Below are 25,684 nucleotides of genomic sequence, written 5' to 3' on the forward strand. Positions count from 1 at the left end.
CCCTTGCTGTTTTTAACATTCTAAACGTTGCATTTAACGGGAAGTCACGATGGGATAGTCACCATTAACGAGCTCTTGAACGAATGCAGACCCCGCGCCAGTATGCGTGATCCAAACCTTCTCTTTCGCACGTGTAATCGCCACGTAAAATAGCCTGCGCTCTTCTGCGTAAGGGAATTTGTCTTTGGATTCCGTCAACGCACCATCAATGTGAGTTTGCTTCTTCTTAGCGGGGAATTGCCCCTCATCCACAGAAAGAATAATCACAAAGTCAGCTTCGCGTCCTTTACTCGCATGGCAAGTCATAAAGCGAATATCGAGATTAGGGAAACGTCGCAACCAATCGTCGAACAAATCGGGCTTATGATAATGGTTACGTCCTAGCAATAAAACTGACTTGGTTTGCTTGGCTTGTTGATTCAAGTGATCCAAGATCTTTTCCACTTGATTGCTCGGCTCGGTATGTACGCTCTTCTGCTTGCGTTGTTTGTGGCTGTTTAGTGTTTTCGGCAACTGCGATGGGTTTTGCTGCACGAATGTATTCGCTACATCACCAATCTGATTGTTGAAACGATAAGTTGTATCTAAGTGATGAACGGTAGAGTGAGCAAAGCGTTCTTTAAAGCCAGTGATAAGATCGACATCCGCTCCTGCAAACTGATAGATCGCTTGCCAATCGTCGCCAACAGCAAATAACGTGGCACCTGCTTGTTTCTGAGTGGATTCACACAGTGCTTCAATCAATGCCAGACGATCTGGAGAGATATCTTGATACTCATCGACCATAATAAAGCGCCATGGCGAGACAAACTTCCCTTTATTCACATAATCTGTCGCACGACTGATCATGGTTGGGAAATCCACTTGGTTGCTTTCTTTAAGCATTTTCTGCCACGCAGTAAAACATGGCCAGCATAAGGCGAGTTCACTATTTAAACGCGTATAGTCTTGGTGGTTTACGAGCTTTTCTTGTACTTGCTTTTTGGTCAACCCTACCGCCGCTAAATGAGACAGCTGAGAATCTAGCCAAGCGATCAGTTTTGGATTTTCTGAATGGCTTCCTAACTCATCATCCCCTTTTAGGTACGCAATCGGCCATTTGTCTAAATGTTTTTGCCAACGTTTAAAGTTGGTGGGTGTCATCCAATGTTTTTTCAACCAGTCTACACACCATGCTGTTCGTTGATTTTCGTCCAACGCTAAAGGACTAATTTCGACAGGTTGCTGTTCGACTTGTTGAAGAATATACAACCCCAACTGATGGAATGTGTTGACGCGCACACCGTCTGCCGCCATGCCCACTTTATCTACTAAGCGTTCTTTCATTTCAGTCGCCGCATCACGACCGAACGCTAACATGAGAAGCTCTTCTGCTTGAGCCTGATGGCTTTGCAACAAATAGGCAACTCGTGCGGTTAAAACGCTGGTTTTGCCCGAGCCGGCACCAGCAAGAACTAAGTTGTGGTCGTCGTTGAGTAATACCGCATATTGCTGGGATAAATTCAAAGGAGAGGATTCAATTTGATTAAACAGCACTTCCCAATTTGGACGTTCTGCTTCTAGCCAATCGCGATTACGTTCACCAAGCGCCTCAGAGGTATCAATGAGCCAAGGCTCTATTTGCGACATACGATTCGGCATTCGAATTTTGGCTTCTTCTAGGGTGGTTTTCATCTCGCTTAACTCTTGGTTAAGACTTTCAACCCAGGAGACCACTTGAGAATGCGATAAGTAAGCAGGCAAGTGCTTTAGTTTGTAAAGCTCTTCTTCCCACTTAGGTAGATACTCAGCCAGTTTTCGGCACTGAGTGTTGTGCCACTCTTGATATTGACGAACGGCCTCAAGCGCGAACTTTCGGCATTGTGGCCACGGTAAACCTTGGACTAGCCAGCTTTGTTGTTTGCCTTCGTGTTCATGAGCAAAAAACTGTAAAGAGCTCCATAATAACCCACGCTTTACGCTAACTTTGCCATTCCAGATCGTAAAAGGAATATGTTCTTCACTGCCTATCGAGCTTAATAAAACACTGTTCTCTTTTATTTCGACGTGATGGTACTCATTTTGAATAAAAAACTGTGCTTTGCTAGTGGCAGTAAGCTGCATGAAACGTGCGCCTTTTAGTTTAGAAGTTGTCGATTTATATCATTTTAAGGCGCTAAATTGTAGCAACGGCGAGCACCTAAGTAAGCTTCTTCTTCTATTCTTTAATAAAATTCACATTACTGTCGATTTAATAACCTAAAGCTGAGGTTATTTGAAGCTGGCTTTACAATCTTAAATACATGACATGGCAGTTTTAATATAAGTCAATGGCATCCCTGCTGATTTTATCAGCAACCACGAATTTTTCTTAAAGTAAATCATAAACGCGCTATAGTGGGTCTGGTAGTATTCCCCCTGTTCTTCATCGGAAACATAAGGCGCATTGTGCAAGCAACTTCTAAATTTCGGCTATATTGGGCAAACAAGACGATAAATTACAGCGTTCTTATCCTCATTACCTTACTGGGTGTGGTTATCCCAACTTGGTACTTCGAGCAAAACACGCTGATAACGCCATTAATATTAGGCGTTATTGCTGCTGCTTTGGCTGAAAGTGATGACAGTTTCACTGGACGCATCAAGGCTCTGACTCTCACCTTTCTCTGTTTTGCACTTGCTGCTTTTTCAATTGAAATCTTGTTCGATACCCCTTGGGCTTTTGCGTTGGGATTATTTGTCTCAACCTTCGGCTTCATCATTCTTGGGGCGATAGGTCCTAAGTACGCGAGTATTGCTTTTGGTTCGTTGCTAATCGCTATTTATACTATGCTTGGCGCACATGAAAGCACCAACATTTGGTTTCAGCCACTACTGCTTTTAACCGGTGCCGCCTGGTATTACTTCATGTCCATGATTTGGCAGATATTTTGGCCCCTTCAACCGGTGCAACAAAGCCTAGCCAATGTGTTCTTCCAAATGGCGAATTATCTTGATGCGAAAGCCAAGCTTTTTCATCCTGTGACCAACTTGACGCCACAACCGCTACGGATTGAAGCTGCAAAATGCAATGCTGCCACGGTTACGGCACTAAACGCTTGTAAAACCACATTACTTAACCGATCGAAACGGGGTCACATTGATGGGCCTAGTGACCGATTTTTAAATATTTATTTCATCGCTCAAGACATTCACGAACGCGTCAGTTCTAGCCATTATCGCTATCAGGATTTAGCGACCGAATTTGAACGTTCTGATGTGCTGTTTCGTTTTAAATATCTTTTGGAGTCTCAAGCCCAAGCGTGTCGTGATATTGCACTAGCCATTCAGCTAGGAAATGAATACTCCCATACCGATCAATCTATTCTGGCATTAGCTGAAGTACAAAACTCTCTTGCTTATCTAGAAGAACAAAAGCAAGGGCACTGGAAACGTCTGCTGATGCAGTTAACATATTTATTCAATAACTTAGCGACGGTAGAAAAACAACTTAATAACATTAACAACCCAGATGTTGAAGGCCTCGAAGAAGATACCCTCGCCGATACCAACCCACACACGCTAAAGGCGATGTGGCAGCGTATATCAGCAAATTTACACAAAGATTCGATGCTGTTTCGGCATGCATTACGTATGTCAATTGCCTTAACGATTGGCTATGGAATCATTCAAATATTCAACATCGACCGAGGTTACTGGATACTCTTAACCACTTTATTCGTATGCCAACCGAACTACAGTGCCACTCGCCAAAAATTGACGGCGCGAGTAATAGGTACATTAGCTGGTTTGTTGATTGGTGTACCATTGCTGACTTTTTTCCCTTCTCAAGAAAGCCAGTTAGTATTTATCGTTATCTCTGGTGTGATGTTTTTCGCCTTCCGGATGAACAACTATGGGTACGCGACTGGTTTTATTACACTGCTCGTCCTCTTCTTATTTAATCAGCTAGGTGAAGGTTACGCAGTTGTCCTTCCTCGACTAGCAGATACCCTCATCGGGTGTGTGCTTGCAGTAGGAGCTGTATTAGTTATTTTGCCCGACTGGCAGTCGAGAAGGCTTCACAAAGTTATGTCGGATGCGATAGAGGCGAACAAGCAGTATCTCGATCAGATCATTGGTCAGTATAGAATCGGCAAGAAAGACAATTTGAGCTACCGTATCGCTCGCCGTCAGGCCCACAATAATGATGCCTCACTCTCTTCTGCGATTAGTACGATGCTGGCGGAGCCTGGCAAATATCGCGCAGCTGTTGATGAAAGTTTTCGCTTCCTAACGTTAAATCACGCAATGTTGAACTATATTTCTGCATTAGGCGCGCACAGAACTCGCATCGAAGATGAGTCAATTCATAAACTCGTTTTAGATGCTCACCGTTGTATTCATCAGCATCTGGATGTACTTCATAAACAGCTTCACCAGCATTGTGAGAAGTGTGACCTATCTAATATTGATGATGCTGGACTCGAGCAACGCTTAAACGAATGGCGCGATGAAGACGACAGCTCTGCCCGCATGGTATTGCAGCAACTTCATCTTATCTATCGCATGCTCCCAGAGCTTCATTCACTGGCTAGTAAGTTTGCCGTCAGGGTAAGTTAGTAACATTCAAACCATATGTAAGAGGGAAGCGCTATATCGCTTCCCTTTTTCTTTTTACGTTTCCACCTACCCCAAAGTGGGTAATTATGTACCTTCATAGGAAAAATCTGACGTATCACTTAACACACCTTGACAATATTCGGACAAAAAGCAATCGATCAAATTCTAATCTATTTTGGTTGAATAAATATGTTGTATCCAAAGGATGAAGAATTTCGGGCAACGATGGATAAACCGAATCACGACGAAGGTATTGAGATGAACGCACAACAATTTAATGAACTTAAACAAAAGCTCAGTGATTTAACGGCAAGTCAGTTAAAGTCATTACAAGGTGAGATCAGCGTGAAACTAAATAAAGCGAAAAAACCGGTTCTATCTGGTGAAGAAAGAGAAATGCTTGCCAAACTGTTTGCCTAATCAAGTCATTGATATAAAACACTTGAACGTTTTATAAACTCCACCTATGCTCTCACTATCATAATGTTGGGAGTAGTGATATGCCTGTGTCGGGAATTCAATCTGGACACCACATCGTTCAGATGTCACAACAAATGGCCGAGAAAGCTGCACATGGCATTAGCAATAATCTAAGTAAGGTAAAAGAAGAGCTTTCTGATCACAACATCGATTTAGCTGCGGTTGCGGATGTCGCAATAACAGCCTCAACACCTAGCCTTCCCTCTCAAAAAGTTGAATCTCTCATCAACCTCGCACAAGCCGCTGGTTATAACCGAGTTGGCGCGTCTGTCATAGAGAAAAACAATGAAATCATTGGCAGCTTGCTAGACATCCACGTTTAGGCGATTTAACGTCAAATTATCGCTATTTTAATTTCCAACTATCACTATAACGTCGTAACAAGATACCCCCTTTGCTTCGTTCTTGCTTTCTATTTCGATTCAAATATCTCCTGTTTAACATCAAGCGTTCCCGAAAAAAGTGGGCGGCTTATCAGAGCCGCCCATTTTTGTGTTGTATACAGGTTTATCCGTTATCAATAACACCGTTGTTGAGCAATGACTCTACAATCTCGTTGGAGCTGAGACCGTTGAAGTCGATTGAAGTACCTAAGTTTTCCACGACAATAGTCTGCTGAACATTTGCATCCGTCGTAATGTTCAGAGAAACACTTTCCGTCGATGCATCGTAGTCTGCTGAAATGTGACCAAGCAGATCATCCATGTCGATCATTGAGTTATTGAGATCAGAGATAACTTCACGTAAATCGATACTGTCTTCGTTAACAGTGAAGTCAGTAATGGTATCCACTGCCCCTTCATCAACGGAATCTACCGTCCACTTGAAGATATCGCTGCCGTCTCCACCCGTTAAGATATCTGAACCTAAGCCACCGATAAGCACGTCATCACCATCACCACCCAGAACAACGTCGTCACCGTCTCCACCAATCAAGTTGATACCTGTGTCTCCGCCGGCTAAATAGCTGTCGTCCACTGCGGTTGACTGGTCAATATCGTCGCTATCACTACTCACATCCAAACTAATTTGGACAGGTGAAGACTGCGCTTCATCGCCATTAGATTCCGTTGATATCGCCGTAAGCGAAATATCGTAAGAACCGACATCAATACCACTGTTAGTATCTGTTGCGACAATTTCTAGCGTATCAATTTCATCGCTTGGTACTGTCCAAGTGGTACCATCGAAGCTAATGCCTGATGGAGAAACGCCACTTGTTACCTCAGCACTAGCTGGTACGCCCGTTAGTTCCAAAGACAGCACCTCGTCAATATCAGTAAGCGCCGCCATGATTCCGACAATCGCTAAACCTTGACTGCTCGCGGTTTGGCTAGCCGCAATTTGACGAATGTAATTAAACTGAGGATTGATACTCAATGTAGGTGCATCAGCTACAGGTGTCACATTGATAGTGAAGTCTTGATTCGCTTCCAATGCGGTACCCGATGCATTTTCGAAGTACACGCCGTTGTCTTCGACTTTCACCGATAAAGTGATTGAAGCTGCGTTGACATCTCCTGCATCCACAAATACCCCCTCAGAAGCGTCTGTTGCTCCAAGAACGGAGTTAATATTATCTGGTGTGCCCATTAGGGTGATTTCACCAGCCATCCCCGCCCCAACAGTCACACCACTACCTGCTGGCGGCTCGACACGAAGGTCGCCCTCGGTAACTGTAAGAGTCACGGTCATGCTTTCATTTGCTTGTGCGCCCGCAAAGTCGACGTCACTCACACTAATACCCGTTACTTTCTGGCCATCAGCTTCATTGATCGTATCCGTTACCGACGTTGCAGTGATTTCAGGTGCGTCATTGGTCGCTTCAACATTCAACACTGCTGTGCCCGCGATTGTAATTGGGTCTGGAGCGCCGTTAGTGGTTCCGTCATCTGTGATTTCATAAGTGAAATTAACGTCACCAAAGAAATCTGCTGCGGGTTCAAACGTCCACTCTGTCGCACTCACTTGAGTCAACGTGCCGGAAGTTGGGTCCACTAACGCAACATTATCGACGGTCAAGTTGTCTGACTCAGGATCACTTGCGTTGCTCAGCAACTCAGTAGCCGTAATAGTTACCGAACCACCATCTTCTTCGGTACTACTCAACGTTACCTCTGATGTTACCGGTGTATCGTTCACCTCAGTGACTTCGAAGGTCGCCGTTCCTGACACCGTTTGAGGATCAGAAACACCGTTCGTTGTACCGTTGTCGGTAATGTCGTAGGTCAGATCGACCTTGCCGTTGTAGCCAGGCGCAGGAGTAAATGACCATGTACCTGTTACGTTGTCGAAATCCAATGTGCCGCTGCTTGGATCAACCAACTGGACATTGCTCACCATCAAGGTGTCGTTTTCAATATCAGACGCATTCGCCAACAAATCAGCTTGGGTAATATCAACCGCCGTACTGTCTTCTGCGATATCAGAAAGTGTCACTTCAGACGTCGTTGGAGCATCATTGACTTCCGTTACATTGAACGATGCGCTGCCGTTAACCGATTTAGGATCGGATGCACCATTTGTCGTGCCATCATCTGTAATGGTGTACGTGATTTCAACTGGCCCGTTGTAATCTGGTGCTGGGGTAAATTCCCACTCTCCCGTGCCACTGTTGAAAATAATGCTGCCCGAATTCGGATCCGTTAACTGAACATTGCTAACCGTGAGATTATCGTTCTCTACGTCTGTCGCATTCGCAATAAGATCCGCTTCAGAGATGGAGAACACACCACTGTCTTCTTCAATATCCGGTAGCGTCACTGGCGTAGTTTCTGGGGTATCATTCACCGCTGTCACTTCAATATTGAAGCTGCTGCTGTTGGTATTTAGGGTGTCATCTACCCCACCAATTACGATACCTTCATTACCTTGGTCATCGACTGTCACGTCCACCTGAACGTCACCAAAGAAGTTCAGGTCTGGATTAAACTCAATCAGACCGTCTGCAATGGCATTGTTTAGATCGGCCACTGTGCCTTTCAGTTCAACGGAGTCCGTACCATCACCGCTCACGGTTAGGTTGTAAGTAGTGATGAGCGTTGGATTAAGCTCCAAGATACCGCTGTCGACGTTCACATTGAGTACGTATTCAGCATTCGGATCATCGAGTACGGCATCAATATCGGTAATGCTGAAACCATCAAGCAGCAATGGCGTATCTTCTGGTGTTTCCACATCCACGGTGTTGACGAACTCTGGACGATCGTTCACTGCTTCAACATCAACAGTGACATCAAACTCCTCTGCGGAGCCCAAGCTTTGACTGCCATCGAGCCCAGTATCAACGGCTTGCACTTTGAAATGCAGCGAACCATCCCATGAGTTTTCGTTGCGATCCCCAGAATTAAACACCACTTGATCCAAGTCTTGCGCATTGATTTCTAAGACAAAAATGCCGCCGCCTTGGTCAGTAAACACTGTCCCATCAGGTAATGAAACACTCGCCCCATCAGGGACATTGGAGACCTCAACTCTCAGCGTCTCTGGATCATTTTCCTGGTAGTTTGCACCATCTCCGATGGACTCTTTGTTATCAACCACTAACGCATTTACATTAATAACAATGTCTTCGCCCTCATTACCTGCAGCCGAAGTATCGGGATTCACATCAACATCATCACCAATAGGATTGACAATAAGCGTAAAGTTGTTGTTTCGTTCCGTTGGAACTTGTAGCAACTCCTCTTGAATGAAGACCGTAATACCTATCTCAGCCTCGCCACTAAAGTGTTTTGGCGGTTTAATTTGGATGTCACTCAGGTCAATGGACGTCTGAGTGAGATCTTTTAGTTGAATACTCCATTCGCCCCCACCGTTGTTCTTAACAACATAATCAGAGGAATTGGATTTAACGATAAAGTCATCAGGAAGCCCCGTTAACTTGAGTGAAACGAAACTCTCAGAACCGTCATTATCGTTCAGGCTGATCGAAACACCAGAGCCCGATTGATTCAGCGAAATTAAAGTATCTTCGTCACCAATCACCGTGATTGGCTGCGTCGGATCGGCACCTGTAATGGTAATGTCATCAACGACTGGCGTAACTTCAAATGTGACATCGTCAGTGAAGGTTCTTACATCTATATTATCGCCAGAGTTATTCAAGATAGACTGATCAAACACAGCTTCATCAGTAATTTCTCCCTCGATATTAATCTTGATGGTATTTTGGCCACCACCTACGGGATAATTTTCTTTTGGCTTAAACAGAACATTGTCAAGCGCACCAGCTAAAATCTCAGCTTCATTAAACTCAATACTGGTTCCTAAGCTGTTACCATTGGCATCAACAAACTCACCTAATGTTGTGTCATCAAGCTCTAACTTGATGTTCGTTAATGTTTCTCGACCACCTTGAGTGTTGTTAAATTGATCGGCAAAATCAACACTCAAGTTAAGTTGGATTAAGCCATCTTCGTAACCGACACCATCCGCCGTGGGAACGTCGTTATTTAGATCAGTCACAGGTTGTTTGTTTGCATCCAAGCCGAAAGTACCGACGATATCTACTCTTACATTTGGTGTGACATCGCTATCCAACGGCTGATCCCCGGCTGAACTCGGAACGTCTGCAACCGGTAAAACCTGAACTGGAAACTGAACATTATTTTCTTTTTCATCACCGGACTCAGTGTCTTTAGTGACGAACCGAATTGGTAATTCGAAATCACCTGCGTAATCTTCTGCCAAGTGCATCGTCAAACCATCAAGGCCAGTAATATTTCCACTCGCATCAATATGGGCTTGGAACACGTATTTACCATTGACAAAGTCGATATCCGTCCCCGTGATCACCAAGCCAGGAGGAATACCAGGAGCTGAAGGATCGACGATAATAGTCAAGACATCCTCCACGCCATCTGCATTAATCGCATCAACTTTCGACGTTAACTGAGCACCAAGGTTGATAGAATTATCTTCCAACGCTTGAATTTGGACATCATCAGCCACCTGAATCTCTGCCGCTACACTCATTTGCGGTGTGAGAACGGTAGGAAATTCAAGTGTCACATCCGTTTGGCGCATGACCGTCGCATCTTTTTCGTTGCCCAAATCTTCGCCCAAATCATTCACTTCTGCGTAAATGGTTAAGCCAATTTGAGAGAGACCACCGTTATCGCCATCGTCACTGTCATCGTTTGGTGTTAAATCAAGTCCAGACGGCGCTTTAATTGAGAAGTTGTCTTCATTAGTTACTGTCCAACGACCTCCACCTTCATTTAGTGCACCGACGATAACCAATTGTTTGAGGATCTCAGGGTCCACATTGTGAAATTGAACAACAAGTTGAGTCACCACTTCATCTGAAGACGCATCAAACTCTTGGTATTTAATGATATGAGCACCAGATTCGCCCCCCATAGAAGTGTTGATCGTAAAGTCAATGTTACCTTGATCGTCTGACTTCACGATATCGATAGCACCACCACCACTTTCAGTGACAAGCAGACGGGTTTGGTCGTCTATTGCCCCCGTCTTATCCTCTGGCTCAACGATTGGATTAACTTGGACATTCACCGTACCATTGATGGTTTTCTCAGCGATACCTTCACCGGGATTCGAAGCGTCAACATATTCATGGTCAATCTCTTTCACAGTGACGGTTGTGGTCAAGTCAAAGTCAGTACTTGAATCCTGCTCCAACTGGACTTGAACATAGCCACTTTGAGAGATTCTAGCGGAAAAATCTTGCTCTGATTCACCAGCTTGCGGTGAAAGCGTTAGTGTTCCAGAAACAAGCGCTTGTGCCACACCATCTACATAGACCGTGCTGCCTGGAGGAAATCCAGAGATGGTTACATCACTAAAGAATTCATCGGTATCAGGGCTTTGTACGAGCGTCGGTTTCCAATCGATGTCAAAGCGCGTATCTTCATCTCCCTCCGATCGAACAACGTAGTTATCTTGAGCGTCAATAACGGGTTCGACCTTGATCCTTACCTCTCTTTCAATCACACGACTATGACCATCATTTTCGGTAACAATGATCGTCCCTGTAATCGCAATGTTTTCGGTTGAAGAGGCTTCTGGAATAATTTGAATACCGGAATTAAAATTCAGCCCAGTGATGTTTGCTTCGTAAATCGGTTGACCGTTACCATCATAGCCAACAAAGGTGAGGTCAACGCTTGAACCGTCTGAATCTACGACACGAACACCGTCGGGGATGTTGGACAGGATAACAGTAATGGCTTCTGAATCATCCTGTGGTCTATCGGCAACTTCACCTGATACAACCGAGAAGTTGAGGTTTACAACACCATTCTCTTCAATAGTCGTCTCTATCCCGGCCACATCTCCGTCTACGAATCGGTTCCAAACGTTCCCCGCGTCAATTAATACCGTGTCTGGTATGTCAGCAACACCTTTTACACCAACGATGACGGTCTTACTGCCCAGTGACAACACATCTTCTGTCGTACCGGTAGACAATGATGCTGTGTCTTTCACAATGCCTTCGACATTGAAAGTAAAGTCATCATTGCTGTGCAACGGAGGAAGAACTTCAACGTTCGCTAATTCAGACTCTGGCACTTCGTAATAAAGTACATTGCCGCCTGAATCGGTCACTTCTACTATCTGACTTGGGTTTGCTGAGTCCAGCCACACCAAAGTAACCCCATCAATTGAGAAGTTAGAAATGCGCACAAATAACGCTTCAGAACCATCTAAGTCCGCTGATGGTTTCATGGTGATCACTTCACTTAATTGGAGTGGGTCGTGATCAGTGACAGGGTCTACCGTATTTTGAGTTCGAGCATTATCCTCAAACACATTAATTCGGTTTACAGTAAAACTACCTTTATCCGCAACTGGGTTTACATCAATAATGATGGTTTCGGTTTCTGAGCGAGCGGTATCTTTCCCAAGCAGTGGATTGTTGTTTTCCGTCGTAATAGCGGTGACATCAATTCTGATTTCACCCGAGAAGTTATCTATCGGATCAACTTGAACTTCATCAATTCGGCTTGCATCCACCAGATAAACACCACCGGATTTTGGTATCGCACTACCATCTGAATAGACTAACTCTGCGTTACCTTCTCCTTGTGTAAAGACAAGCTCGTACACAATGCCTTCAGGGTTACTAGTGTCTTGGGTTTCAGCCGTGATGTTAAGTGCGACATTGTTTCCATCTTCATCAACCGAGTAGTGAAATTCACTGTTTGCCGTCCACGTTGCAATATCTGCAACGGCAGCAACTTCAATGTCTAAACGACCATTAATCGTATGATCTGGCGTACCATTGTTAAGAATTTCCACGCGGATACGAGGATCGATACCAGAAGCATCGGTTGATATATGACGATCTGGTACGAAGTACAAGTTATCTAGCGAGACAAGCTCACCATTGAATGACTGCTCAACATTTGATGCGTCGAGAACAACCGTATTGCCCACAGATGTTAATTCAATGTAGTTGCCACTGCCGTCTCTGTAGTAGAACGTACCGTTGTGAGTATCAGCATCTCGAATAGTGATGTCACCTAAGCTCTCGTTACGGTCGATATCATGTAAATTGATAACCAAGTCGACTTTCGCAGGGCTAACATCCAGCGTCGACAAGTTGTCCTGAGTATTTGCAGAGTCAACGCCCACAACGACACCATCACGCCCTTGGTCTTCGAACGCAGTAACGGTAGACGTGTCAATTTGCGCATTGCGGTCTCTTATCGAGATATCCACATCGGCATCTGCGATATCGCCATCACCATCGGTTGCAACAACGTTTATGGTGAAATCAATCGAGTCGGTTTCGGTATGGTCAAGATCGTCATTCGGACGGAATGACACACTGCCATCGGTTCGAACAACCAAACGACCGATTTCAGTATCCACTCCGTCAAGAACCTTGTGAACAAATACGACTTGGTCGCTGCCGTTCAAATCGACAGAATCAGAATCAACACCGTTTTGCTTAAAGTAAATGCCTGAATCATCAGCCGAGAATGAAGTCACTTGTGCGCCGTCAGCACCAAGGTCATCATCCCCCTCTACAGGGTCTCGGAATAAACGAACCGTGCGGCTGCCTTGTCCCTCAACACGCGAAATAGATGCATCGTGCAAGGTTGGAACATCATCGGTAATCGTCACTGGTAAGTTAATACCGGCCGTATCACCATCGACATCGGTCGCAAAGACTGGGAGATCAAGTATGAGTGTATCTTCGCCTTGAGTTGAGTGATCTAGCGCACCCTCAAGCGTAAACTTGTAAGAGCCGTCAGCGTTCAAAACTAGCGTGAACACTGAGTTACCATCAGGTGTTTGACCTTGATAAGTAAAGTTGTTGTTGCTTACCGCGGTTTGAACTAACGTCACCGCAAGACCACCTGAAGTGACTCCTGGTATCGGGTTAGAAGTAAGATCCAGCTGATAAGAGACAACGGTATCTGCCCCTTCCACCGTATCGAAATTGCCCGTTGCTTCTAGGCTGTCTTTGTTGGTTGCCTGAGAGCCGTTGGCAAGGTCATCCTCATCAACAGCTAAAGCATCTGCTGATTTAATTTCGGGAATGTCATCAACTACGGTAATTGGAAGATTCAGTGATGATGACGTGTCACCATCAAAGTCTGTTACTGTAATTGGAATATCAATGACAAGGTTGTTTTCACCTTGAACAGCGTCATGGTCGATTGGTCCCAACAGCTCAAATTGGTAGCTGTCATTATTCGCATCAAGAAACAGCGTGAAGATCTTAGTTGATGTGCCAGTAATAACCGCTTCGTAACTGGTTACTCCACCATTCGTGCCTACTAGATTCAACTCGATGCTGCTGCCGTTCGACGTTAAGCCAGACACGACTGCATCGAGGTCTGAAACTTGGTAGCTGACAATCTTGTCTGCACCAGCAACGACCTCAAATCCGCCGTTCAATACCGTTGAATCACTACTTGTCGTGTCAGAGCCACCAGCAAGATCATCTTCATCAACGGTTTGTTGGCTTGAGTCTGTCACTTTCACAATCGCTGGAACATCGTCCACTACTGTGATCGGCAAGGTGATGTTATTGGACACATCGCCGTCAAAATCGGTCGCGTTGACTGGGAAGTTGATGACTAACGAGTTTTCATCGTTACCCGCAGGATGATCAAGTGCACCCAACAGTTCAAATTCATAACTGTCTGCTGAACCATTTAGCGTCAGTTTAAAGACGGTGTCCGTCGTACCTTGTACATAAGCTCGGTACTCAATCACACCGTTTGAATTTGAAAACTCAACCAACTCAAGCGGTTGACCACCTGAGGTAAGTCCAGAAACAGGCGACGTTAAGCTATCCAACTGGAAGCTAACGATAGAGTCGGCACCATCAGTAACGTCAAAGTTGCCACCAATGATATTGGATTCTGGCGTGTCGTCCGAACCTTGGCTTGGAATATCATCCTCATCCACAGACAAGGTACTACCAGAGCTAATAGCATCAATGGTTGGCTTGTCATCTACGATGGTCACTGGCAAGGTCGCAGTGATGATATCGTTGTCGCCATCCGTGATCTTCACAGGTAGATTCAACAAAATCTCATCAGAGTTAACCGCGTGATCTAACTGACCAGATAACTCAAAGTCGTATTTACCATCTTGATGAAGTGTCAACGTGAAGACCGTCACTCCACCCTGAGTTTGTCCCACGTATACAAGCGCGTCAGCAGTTGAAGCGCCAACGTCTTGAGAAAGTGTTACCTCTTCTCCACCCGATTTCAGATTCGGGATAGGATTTGAGCTTAGATCCAATTCGAAAGCATCAATACCATCTGCGCTAGTGACTTCGAACTCACCTGATACCGTTAACGGCTCTTTAGTGCCATCAGAACCAAGAGGTAAGTCATCTTCGTCGACACGTAGACTTTCAATATTAGTAACAACTGGAACATCGTCCACAACGGTAATTGGCAATGTGAAGGCTGGTGAAGTATCACCATCATTATCTGTCGCCGTCACAGGGAGGTTAATAACAATCTCGTTTTGCTGATTACCATCTGGATGATCAAGCGGCTTCTGTAAATCGAACTCGTAGGTGTTGTTCGTTGCATCCAACGTCAGTTCGAACACAACTTCAGCAGGATTGCCAGCGACACCTTGGTATACGTTCACGCCGTTTGCGCTAGAAGACAGAACTAAGGTGATAGCTTCACCATCTGAAGTCAGTGACGCAACAGGCGTGGTCAGGTCACTCAGCTGAATAGAAGCAACTTGGTCAGCACCTTCGGTGATATCAAAAGTACCTGAAATAACAGTATCTTCTGTACTTGCAGCATCCGTACCTGCTGGTAGGTCATCTTCATCAACGGTTTGTTCGCTGCCTGCTAGTAAACCATCAATGGTCGGAACATCATCCACAACCGTAATTGGTAAGGTGATGTTGTTCGACACATCTCCATCAAAGTCCGTCGCGTTTATCGGCAAATTGATGACCAGTTCATTTTGGCCATCAGCATTTGGATGATCGAGAGGAGCGAGCAAATCGAACGCGTAGCTGTCATCAGAGGCATCGAGGGTCACACGGAATACCGGTGTCGTCGTGCCATCAATACGAGCTTCGTAAACTGAAACGCCACCTGCGTTTGATACTTCAACCATAACCAGAGATTGACCACCAGAGGTCAGGCCTTGTACTGGCGTCGTTAGGTCAGAAACGCCGTACTCGACAATGCCATCAGAACCATCAGTCGCGATGAAGTTACCGGCAATGCTGTTCGACTGTGTACCATCAGATCCGACTGTTGGGATATCATCCTCATCAACCGTTTGCACACTTGTTGCTTCGATTCCGCCAAGTGTCGGCTTGTCATCAACGATCTTGACAGGAATTGTCTCAGCAGAGGTATCGCCATCAAAGTCTGTCGCGATGACTGGGAAGTTCAGTGTCAACTCATCACTATCTACTGCGTGGTCGATTGGACCTTCAAGCGTGAAGTTGTAACTACCATCAGTATTCACTATCAGAGTAAAGACCGCTTCAGTACCCGCTGTCGCCTCGTAAGTAAAGCTGCCATCACCATTTGCGGTTTCCGTCAGTGTGACTGCCACGCCTTGTGATGTAAGGCCAGCCACTGGTGTTGCAGACGCGTCAAGCTGATAACTTACCACTCGGTCCGAGCCTTGTGTGGTAGTGAAGTTGCCATCGATTGAAATCGGGCCAGTCTGATCTGAACCAATCGTGCCTAGGTCATCTTCATCAACGGTAATCACATCAACATCGGTAATGGTCGGTTTATCATCCACGATGGTGACTGGGATCGTTTCTGTGGTGGTATCACCATCAAAATCCGTTGCGATGATTGGGAAGTTCAGTGTCAGCTCATCACTACCCGTCGCATGGTCGATTGGACCTTGCAGCGTAAAGTTGTATGAACCATCCGTATTAACGGTCAGCGTAAATACTGCTTCAGTTCCTGCTGTCGCTTCATAAGTGTAGCTACCGTCGCCGTTTGCGGTTTCAATCAGCGTCACTGCCACACCTTGCGATGTTAGACCATCAACTGGCGTTGCAGCCGCATCCAATTGGTAACTCACTACCCCATCAGAGCCTTGCGTTGTAGTGAAGTTGCCATCGATTGAAATTGGATCTGAGCCGTCAGAGCCAATCGTCGCTAAGTCATCTTCATCCACGCGGATCGCGTCTACGTCAGTGATGGTTGGTTTATCGTCAACGATGGTAACAGGCAGTGTTTCTTTCGACGTATCGCCATCAAAGTCTGTTGCGATAATCGGGAAGTCGATTTGCAGGCTGTCGCTGTTCACCGCATGGTCTAATGGACCTTGCAGGGTAAAGGTGTAGCTGCCATCTGGCTTCACAACCAATTCAAATACGGCATTGCCATCTGCTGTGGCTGTGTAAGTAAAACTACCGTCGCCGTTAGCAGTTTCAGTAAGCACGACAGGCTCACCATGAGAGGTTAACCCTGCTACTGGATCTGCTGTTGCATCAAGCTGGTATTTAACAACGCTGTCTGAGCCTTCAGTTGTGCTGAAAGAGCCCGACATAAACGCATCATCGTTTTGGTCTGAGCCAATTGTAGCGAGATCATCTTCGTCTACTGTCAGTGGAACAACGTTATTAATGGTTGGAACGTCATCAGTAATCGTGACTGGAATGGTCGCGGTCGTCGTATCGCCATCAAAATCTGTTGCAATGATTGGGAAGTTCAGTACTAGCTCATCGCTGTTTAACGCGTGATCGATTGGCCCTTCCAGACGGAAGTCATATGTACCGTCAGCATTCACATTCATGGTGAAGACAGGATTGCCATCCGCAGTTGCCACGTAAGTGAAGCTGCCATCGGCATTCGCAGTCTCTACCAAAGTAACAGGCTCACCTTGAGAAGTTAAACCTGCGACAGGATCCGAAGTTGAATCAAGCTGGTAGCTCACCACACGGTCTGAACCTTGAGTGGTCGTAAACGCGCCTTCCACAAACACAGCGTCAGTTTGGTCTGAGCCAATGCCTGATAAATCATCTTCGTCTACAGCCAGAGGCACAACATTATCGATGATTGGTGCATCATCCGTAATCGTGACTGGAATGGTTGCCGAAGTCGTATCACCATCAAAATCAGTGGCAATAATTGGGAAATCAATCGTCAAGCTGTCGCTGTTAGCTGCATGGTCAATCGGGCCTTGCAGCGTAAAGTCGTATGTACCATCTGTTGCTACATTCAACGTGAAGACTGGATTGCCGTCTGCGGTCGCCACATAGGTAAAACTGCCGTCACCATTGGCGGTTTCCACCAAGGTAATCGCCTCACCTTGAGATGTCAGCCCCGCAACAGGATCTGCTGTTGAATCCAGTTGGTAGCTCACCACTCGGTCAGAGCCTTGTGTGGTCGTAAACGCGCCTTCAACGAACAGATCGCCGCCTGGGTCTGAGCCCACACCGCTAAGGTCGTCTTCATCGACACTCAACGCATCCACCGCTGTAATGGTCGGTACATCATCAACAATTGTGACTGAAATGGTTTCAGTAACGGTGTCGCCATCAAAGTCGGTTGCGATAATTGGGAAGTTAAGTGTCAACTCGTCACTATCAACCGCGTGATCAATCGGCCCTTCTAGCGTGAAGTTGTAAGATCCATCAGTATTCACTGTCAGCGTAAAGACCGCTTCAGAGCCCGCGGTTGCTTCGTAGGTAAAGCTGCCATCACCGTTTGCAGTTTCAGTTAATGTGACCGCCACACCTTGCGATGTTAAACCGTCAACTGGTGTTGATGAGGCATCTAACTGATAGCTCACCACTCGGTCTGAACCTTGTGTGGTGGTGAAGTTACCATCAATAGAAATTGGATTGCTTTGGTCTGAACCGATTGACGCTAGGTCATCTTCATCAACCGTAATGGCATCTACGTCAGTAATAACTGGCTTATCGTCCACGATGGTGACCGGGATAGTGGCATTTGTGGTGTCACCATCAAAGTCGGTCGCGATGATTGGGAAGTTGAGCGTTAACTCATCACTATCAACAGCATGATCGATTGGGCCTTCAAGCGTGAAGTTATAAGAGCCATCAGTGTTCACTGTCAGTATAAAGACCGACTCGGTGCCTGCTGTTGCTTGATAGGTAAAGCTGCCATCGCCGTTTGCGGTTTCAGTTAGCGTGACTGCCACGCCTTGTGATGTAAGGCCGTCAACTGGTGTTGCAGAAGCATCGAGCTGATAGCTCACTACTCGGTCCGAGCCTTGTGTGGTGGTGAAGTTGCCATCGATTGAAATCGGGTCAGTCTGATCTGAGCCAATCGTACCTAAGTCATCTTCATCAACGGTAATCGCATCAACATCGGTAATGGTCGGTTTATCATCCACGATGGTGACTGGGATCGTTTCTGTGGTGGTATCACCATCAAAGTCCGTCGCGATGATTAGGAAGTTCAGTGTCAGTTCATCACTGTCTGTCGCATGGTCGATTGGACCTTGAAGCGTGAAGTTGTATGAGCCATCCGTGTTTACTGTTAGCGTGAAGACCGACTCAGAACCTGCCGTCGCTTGGTAAGTGAAGCTACCATCACCGTTTGCGGTTTCAGTCAGCGTCACTGACACACCTTGCGATGTTAGACCATCAACTGGCGTTGCAGCAGTATCTAATTGGTAGCTTACTACCCCATCAGAGCCTTGCGTTGTAGTGAAGTTGCCGTCGATTGAAATTGGATCTGCGCCGTCAGAGCCAATTGTTGCTAAGTCATCTTCATCCACACGGATCGCGTCTACGTCAGTGATGGTTGGTTTATCGTCAACGATGGTGACAGGTAGTGTTTCTGTCGAGGTATCGCCATCAAAATCTGTTGCGATAATCGGGAAGTCGATTTGCAGACTGTCGCTGTTCACCGCATGGTCTAGTGGGCCTTGCAGAGTAAAGGTGTAGCTGCCATCTGGCTTCACCACCAATTCAAATACGGCATTGCCATCTGCTGTGGCTGTGTAAGTAAAACTGCCATCGCCGTTAGCAGTTTCAGCAAGCACGACAGGCTCCCCAAGAGAGGTCAACCCTGCTACTGGATCTGCGGTTGCATCAAGCTGGTATTTAACAACGCTGTCCGAGCCTTCAGTTGTGGTGAAAGAGCCCGACATAAACGCATCATCGTTCTGGTCTGAGCCAATTGAGGCAAGGTCATCTTCGTCCACCGTGAGTGGAACAACGTTATCGATGGTTGGAACGTCATCAGTAATCGTGACTGGAATGGTCGCAATCGTCGTATCGCCATCAAAGTCTGTAGCAATGATTGGGAAGTTCAGTACTAATTCATCGCTGTTTAACGCGTGATCAACCGGCCCTTCCAGACGGAAGTTGTATGTACCGTCAGCATTCACATTCATGGTGAAGACCGGATTGCCATCCGCGGTAGCCACGTAAGTAAAGCTGCCATCAGCATTCGCAGTCTCTACCAAAGTAACAGGCTCACCTTGAGAAGTTAAACCTGCGACAGGATCCGAAGTTGAATCAAGTTGGTAGCTCACCACACGGTCTGAGCCTTGAGTGGTCGTAAACGCGCCTTCAACAAACACAGCGTCAGTTTGGTCTGAGCCAATACCTGATAAATCATCTTCGTCTACAGCCAGAGGCACAACATTATCGATGATTGGTGCATCATCCGTAATCGTGACTGGAATGGTTGCCGAAGTCGTATCACCATCAAAATCGGTGGCAATAATTGGGAAATCAATCGTCAGGCTGTCGCTGTTAGCGGCATGGTCAATCGGGCCTTGCAGCGTAAAGTCGTACGTACCATCTGTTGCTACATTCAACGTGAAGACAGGATTGCCGTCAGCGGTCGCCACATAGGTAAAGCTGCCGTCACCATTGGCGGTTTCCACCAAGGTAATCACCTCACCTTGAGACGTTAGCCCCGCAACAGGATCAGCCGTTGAATCCAGTTGATAGCTCACCACTCGGTCAGAGCCTTGAATAGTGGTAAACGCGCCTTCAACGAACACAGCGTCAGTTTGGTCTGAGCCCACGCCGCTAAGGTCATCTTCATCGACACTCAACGCATCCACCGCTGTGATGGTAGGTACATCATCAACAATCGTGACTGGAATGGTTTCAGTAACGGTGTCGCCATCAAAGTCGGTTGCGATAATTGGGAAGTTGAGTGTCAGTTCGTCACTATCAACCGCGTGATCAATTGGCCCTTCAAGTGTGAAGTTGTAAGAGCCATCAGTATCTACTGTCAGAGTAAATACTGGGTTGCCACCCGCAGTCGCTTCATAAGTGAAACTACCATCACCATTTGCGGTTTCTATCAGTGTGACAGCCACGCCTTGCGACGTTAAACCGTCAACCGGTGTTGCAGAAGCATCAAGCTGGTAACTCACCACTCGGTCTGAACCTTGTGTGGTGGTGAAGTTACCATCAATAGAAATCGGATTGCTTTGGTCTGAGCCAATTGACGCTAGATCATCTTCATCAACCGTGATTGCGTCGACGTCAGTAATCACTGGCTTATCGTCCACGATCGTCACAGGGATAGTGGCATTTGTGGTATCACCATCAAAGTCGGTCGCGATAATCGGGAAGTTCAGTGTCAATTCATCGCTATCTACTGCGTGGTCGATTGGACCTTCAAGCGTGAAGTTATAGCTACCATCAGTATTCACTGTCAGCGTGAAGACCGCTTCAGTACCCGCCGTCGCCTCGTAAGTAAAGCTACCGTCGCCATTTGCGGTTTCAGCCAATGTGACTGCCACGCCTTGTGATGTGAGTCCAGCCACTGGTGTCGCAGAAGCATCGAGCTGATAACTCACTACTCGGTCAGAGCCTTGTGTGGTGGTGAAGTTGCCATCGATTGAAATCGGGTCAGTCTGATCTGAGCCAATCGCGCCTAAATCATCTTCATCAACGGTAATTGCATCGACATCGGTAATGGTTGGCTTATCATCCACGATGGTAACAGGCAATACGATTTGGCTTGTGTCACCATCGAAATCGGTAGCAATAACGCTAAAATCAAGGGTTAAGCTGTCGCTATTTGCCGCATGGTCGATTGGACCTTGTAGCTCAAAACTGTACGAGCCGTCAGTATTCAAAATTAATGTGAAGACTGCGCTGCCATTTGCCGTTGCGCTGTAAGTATAGCTGCCGTCTGCATTTTGCGTTTCGGCAATGGAGACGGTTTGACCTTGAGATTGCAGGCCATTTAAAGGATCAGCGTTTACATCCAACTGATACTGTACGACGCCATCAGAACCCTGAGTCGTCGTGAACTGACCTTCAACCAATGTTGGCTGTGATTGGTCTGAGCCTACCGAACTTAAGTCATCTTCATCGACGTTAAGAGCTACAACGTCATTAATAGTTGGCACATCATCAGTAATGGTAACCGGTAGAACAAGTGAGCTGGTGTCACCGTCAAAGTCCGTTGCGACAATAGTAAAGTCTAGAGTTAAGCTATCGCTACCCACAGCATGATCGATTGGACCTTCAAGGGTAAACGAATAAGTACCGTCAGGGTTAACTTGTAAGGTGAAGATAGCGTCCCCTTCTGCCGTTGCAGAATAGGTAAAGCTGCCATCTGAATTGGTTGTTTCCGTCAGAGAGATAGATCGCCCCTGCGATTCCAACCCATTGAGTGGATCAGTGCCGCTCTCTAATTGATAACTTACAACACGGTCTGAGCCCTGAGTCGTCGTGAAGCTACCTTGCGCGAACACAGAGTCGCTTTGATCGGAGCCAATGCTTGATAAATCGTCTTCATCGACGGCTAGCGCATCAACGCCATCAATCGAAGGAACGTCATCTTGAACTTGAATGACAATTTGCGCAGCTTCTGGTGTGTTCGAACCTTCGGTAATCGAGGAGCGGTCACCATCCGCATCTACCGCGTAAACTGGCAGTGAGAAAGTGAGCGAGTCATCGTTAGCACCCGTATGGTCAAGTTGTTCATACAAGTTGAATTGGTATTCGCCCAATGCAGGTGCATCAATCGCCACATCAAATACGGTAATACGCACACCATCCAGCTCGATGAAGCCTTCGTAAGTACGTACGCCGTTACTCTCGGACGCTAGTTCTAGTTGAACAACCTGCCCTTGAGATTGGAGTTCTCCACCAACATTGAACTCTGTCGGTTCCAACTCATAGTGATCAATGATGTCACTTCCGACCGCTGTCGTGATCGACCCAGTACCACTTGTTACTGCCGCGCCTTCCTGTGAACCTTGGTCAACCCCCGCCTCGTCTAAAGACAAGCCCGTCACGTTCTCAATCACTGGATTATCGCCATCGAGGATGGTCATCGTAAAGGTGTTGCTTGCCGTATCTTGGTCGAAGTCGACGACTGTGGTTGGCAAAGAGAGCTCAATCGCATCTTCACCGTTTGTTTGTTCTAACGGCTTAAATTGCTCAAATTGGTAGGTACCATCAGTATTCAAACTGATGGTTAAGACGGTTTCATTCGAGCCCGCAATGGACAGGGTTATAGTACTGCCGTCTTCAGAGAGTACCGCTTCTGTCGCCTGATTATCACTCAGTAGGCCATCGAACTGACTAAGTCCTTCTTGATTAAACGTGACCCTTGCCAATTGATCACTACCAATATCCACAAAAGTGCCAGTAATTGGTGTAGAAGAAGATTCAACGTTTTCAAAAGTAACGTTTTGCGGCGCAGGATCATCGCCATCAATAACGGTTGTCGTAAAATCGATAGGCGCTTGAATGCTGTTCCCACCAATATCTGCGCCAGTAATATCAAAAGCAATATTGATTTGATCACCGACGATCGATACTTGGCCATCAGCAACAGACGCAACATGGTCAATACCCTGGCTAATCGTGGTAACGACCTCTAACTCTAAATCACGGCCTAAAGATGTCGCTTCGATCTCGATACGAAGCACTTCGTTACCACCTTGAGTGCCGATAATGGCATTTTGCGCTTCGTCATAAACGAACGCCACTGGCTGACCACCAGAGGTAATGTCACTATTTAACTCGGTTAACAAAGACTCTAATGAGGACGTTTCAGGTACAAATGAAACAGTATCAAGTGCGAGATCCCCTGCTTCAACCAGCACACTAGACGAAATGGTTTGCGGGTAGCTTGATAGAGAAATTGAGCCTTCTGTTACGCTAGATTGCAGTGACTGCCCACCATCAGCAAAAATCGTGACATTCAAACCGTCATCTTCGTCGCGATCATCTTCTCCGCTGCGAGTCGCAGACGTTTCAAAAAAAGTAGAAGCGAGTACTTCCGGGTTATTATATTCAACCGTCACGTAGCCAGCATTAGCCGAGCCTTCAGCACCTGCGCCAGCAGCTGTTGCTTCTAAGATAGCGGTAGGGTCAGCTCCGTCTAAAATAGCTTGCTGGATAGCGGCAATATCGTTGGCGTCGAAGTCAGCACTTCCAATAGCCGTTGGGTCAAAAGTCACCAAGCCATTAACTGGAGATTGTACCAATACTGGTTCTAACGGTTCAGAAGAAGGCACAGGAAGACAAGCAACACAATTTGCATCGACCAGATAAAGCTCATTATTTATCTGTACGTCGAGAGAAGCATTATTTTCTGTGATAATAATCTCGCCAGGTCTTAACTCATCCCCCGCTTTTATGACCTTAACGTTTCCATCCAGGCCCAAAACCAAAACTTCACCTTTGACAGCATTTACAATCGCGCTCTGCGGTACCGTGTGCGTACTCATCTGACCTCCGCTAATGGCTTACGTTTCCCATTAACCTTTTTAGATAATTTCTTATTAATTTAGTGCGGCATACTGCACACCTTTATACGATTAAACTAAGTATTGAATCATTAAACAATCGATAAATACCCTACTACCAAGCAACATAAGTAAAACTTACTCGTAGTCACAGAAATGTGACACATGTGCTGACGCGTAGATATCGAATAATTATATGAAATTGATACCTTATTCTGATTAAGTGTAGTTGTTTTAAGAAAAGAAGAGAGATGAAATCATTCAGCTAAACGCCAGACTGCCGGTTGCGATCAATAATGGAAGAAAAGCAATGAGAATGTTGTATACATCGGAGCGTGATGACAGCTTAATCAATATCGGTGACGAAAAAAACGTAACGATTAAATATTGAACAACATAAATTGCAGGACAAAATGCAACGATAAAAAAGTGGCTTACGATATGAATCCCCGCACACCACGAGTTCGGTTTTGTTCTGATATACAGCAAAAAAAACACGAGCAAGCTAATAATAAAATACATAAACACAGCACTTGAAAATAATTATCATTTTCAATCATATGTAAATATTCCCTTACTTTCAATGGTGTTTGAGCTATTAATGTCATCGTTATTATCAATCAACACAATAAGTAAAATTATCAGTAATTCCAGCCCTAAACGTTTGCGTAATCGCTAACCTTCTCTTAACCTTGATTTGAGGCTTTTATCACGGTTTTTCCATTGATATAGTGCGTCCATACAACAAAAAAAGACCATTCGAGGCATGGAGCTTCCTCATTAATCTCAAGATGAGAAGAATTGGTACCGACAAAATTCGGCAGATTTTAAGAGGGTCAAAAAATGGACATGAATATGGTTGAGATTTTAGGTTATGCAGCTTCAATCATGGTCGCTATTTCGCTAACTATGAAAGATATTGTTAAGCTTCGTATCCTTAACTTTATTGGTTGTGCGCTATTTACCGCTTACGGACTAATGATTGATTCTTGGCCTGTAGTATTAACTAACGGTTTTATTGCTTGCGTTAACATCTACTTCCTAGCAAAAATGCAGCAGGAAAAAAAAAGCCTAGAGCCTGAGAAAGCGCAATAGCATTCAAACAATAAAAGCCCGCAAATCATAAGATTGCGGGCTTTTGCTTTTAACATTCCCTTTCTATCACAGCATCCTTAAACGAGCGCTAACGAACCCAGCTAAGTGCTAATGTTTCTCGACGAGAAAACATGTCCACATGCGATGAAATGATCGCCTTAACCGTATTCAGTTTCTCTTCTGAATCCGCCTCACAGGTTATAGTTAAGCTAGATGCACAAAGGTTAAACTCCGCTTTTCCCGTCGGAAACGTCACCAAACCGCTATTTTCATTCCAAGTAGCAGGAACTTTTCGTCCAAAATGCCGACAAAGCGTCACTAAGTATTTGTCAGCGTGTTCGCTATCTATTCGGGTGCTTTCTTTAATCATGAACTTACTCGT

At 45.8% G+C, this 25,684-nt stretch carries 7 protein-coding genes; 4 read left to right on the forward strand and 3 right to left on the reverse strand.

Annotated features, from left to right (window positions below; translation table 11 throughout):
• Positions 1 to 33: 33 nt before the first annotated feature.
• Positions 34 to 2,103: a DNA helicase IV gene (helD, locus tag L3V37_RS11160; RefSeq protein ID WP_237306328.1), complete on the reverse strand. Its 2,070-nt coding sequence runs from the start codon at positions 2,101 to 2,103 to the stop codon at positions 34 to 36.
• 324 nt (positions 2,104 to 2,427) lie between these two features.
• On the opposite strand from helD, the gene yccS reads away from it, so the two are divergent.
• From yccS to L3V37_RS11175, 3 genes are all read left to right on the forward strand, one after another.
• A complete protein-coding gene (yccS, locus tag L3V37_RS11165) occupies positions 2,428 to 4,581 on the forward strand; it encodes a YccS family putative transporter (RefSeq protein ID WP_237306329.1) in 2,154 nt (717 codons plus the stop codon).
• Between the two features lie 189 nt (positions 4,582 to 4,770).
• Positions 4,771 to 5,001 carry a hypothetical protein gene (locus L3V37_RS11170; protein ID WP_237306332.1) on the forward strand — a complete coding sequence of 77 codons (231 nt, stop codon included), beginning with the start codon at positions 4,771 to 4,773 and terminating at the stop codon, positions 4,999 to 5,001.
• Positions 5,002 to 5,081: 80 nt separating this feature from the next.
• Positions 5,082 to 5,384, forward strand: coding sequence for a hypothetical protein (locus tag L3V37_RS11175; RefSeq protein ID WP_237306330.1), 303 nt, complete (start codon positions 5,082 to 5,084; stop codon positions 5,382 to 5,384).
• Positions 5,385 to 5,568: 184 nt separating this feature from the next.
• On the opposite strand, the gene L3V37_RS11180 is transcribed toward L3V37_RS11175, so the two are convergent.
• Entirely contained in the window at positions 5,569 to 24,189 is an 18,621-nt protein-coding gene (locus L3V37_RS11180) for a retention module-containing protein (RefSeq protein ID WP_237306331.1), read from the reverse strand.
• Between the two features lie 861 nt (positions 24,190 to 25,050).
• Here L3V37_RS11180 and L3V37_RS11185 point away from each other — a divergent pair.
• The gene (locus L3V37_RS11185) at positions 25,051 to 25,302 is read left to right on the forward strand and encodes a YgjV family protein (protein ID WP_005376619.1); all 252 of its coding nucleotides are present in this window, start codon (positions 25,051 to 25,053) and stop codon (positions 25,300 to 25,302) included.
• 88 nt (positions 25,303 to 25,390) lie between these two features.
• Here L3V37_RS11185 and L3V37_RS11190 read toward each other — a convergent pair whose 3' ends face one another.
• The gene (locus L3V37_RS11190; RefSeq protein ID WP_005376622.1) at positions 25,391 to 25,672 is read right to left on the reverse strand and encodes a DUF2218 domain-containing protein; all 282 of its coding nucleotides are present in this window, start codon (positions 25,670 to 25,672) and stop codon (positions 25,391 to 25,393) included.
• Positions 25,673 to 25,684 lie beyond the last annotated feature (12 nt).

It is taken from the genome of Vibrio sp. D54, assembly GCF_021728075.1.
Taxonomy (GTDB): Bacteria; Pseudomonadota; Gammaproteobacteria; order Enterobacterales; family Vibrionaceae; genus Vibrio; species Vibrio alginolyticus.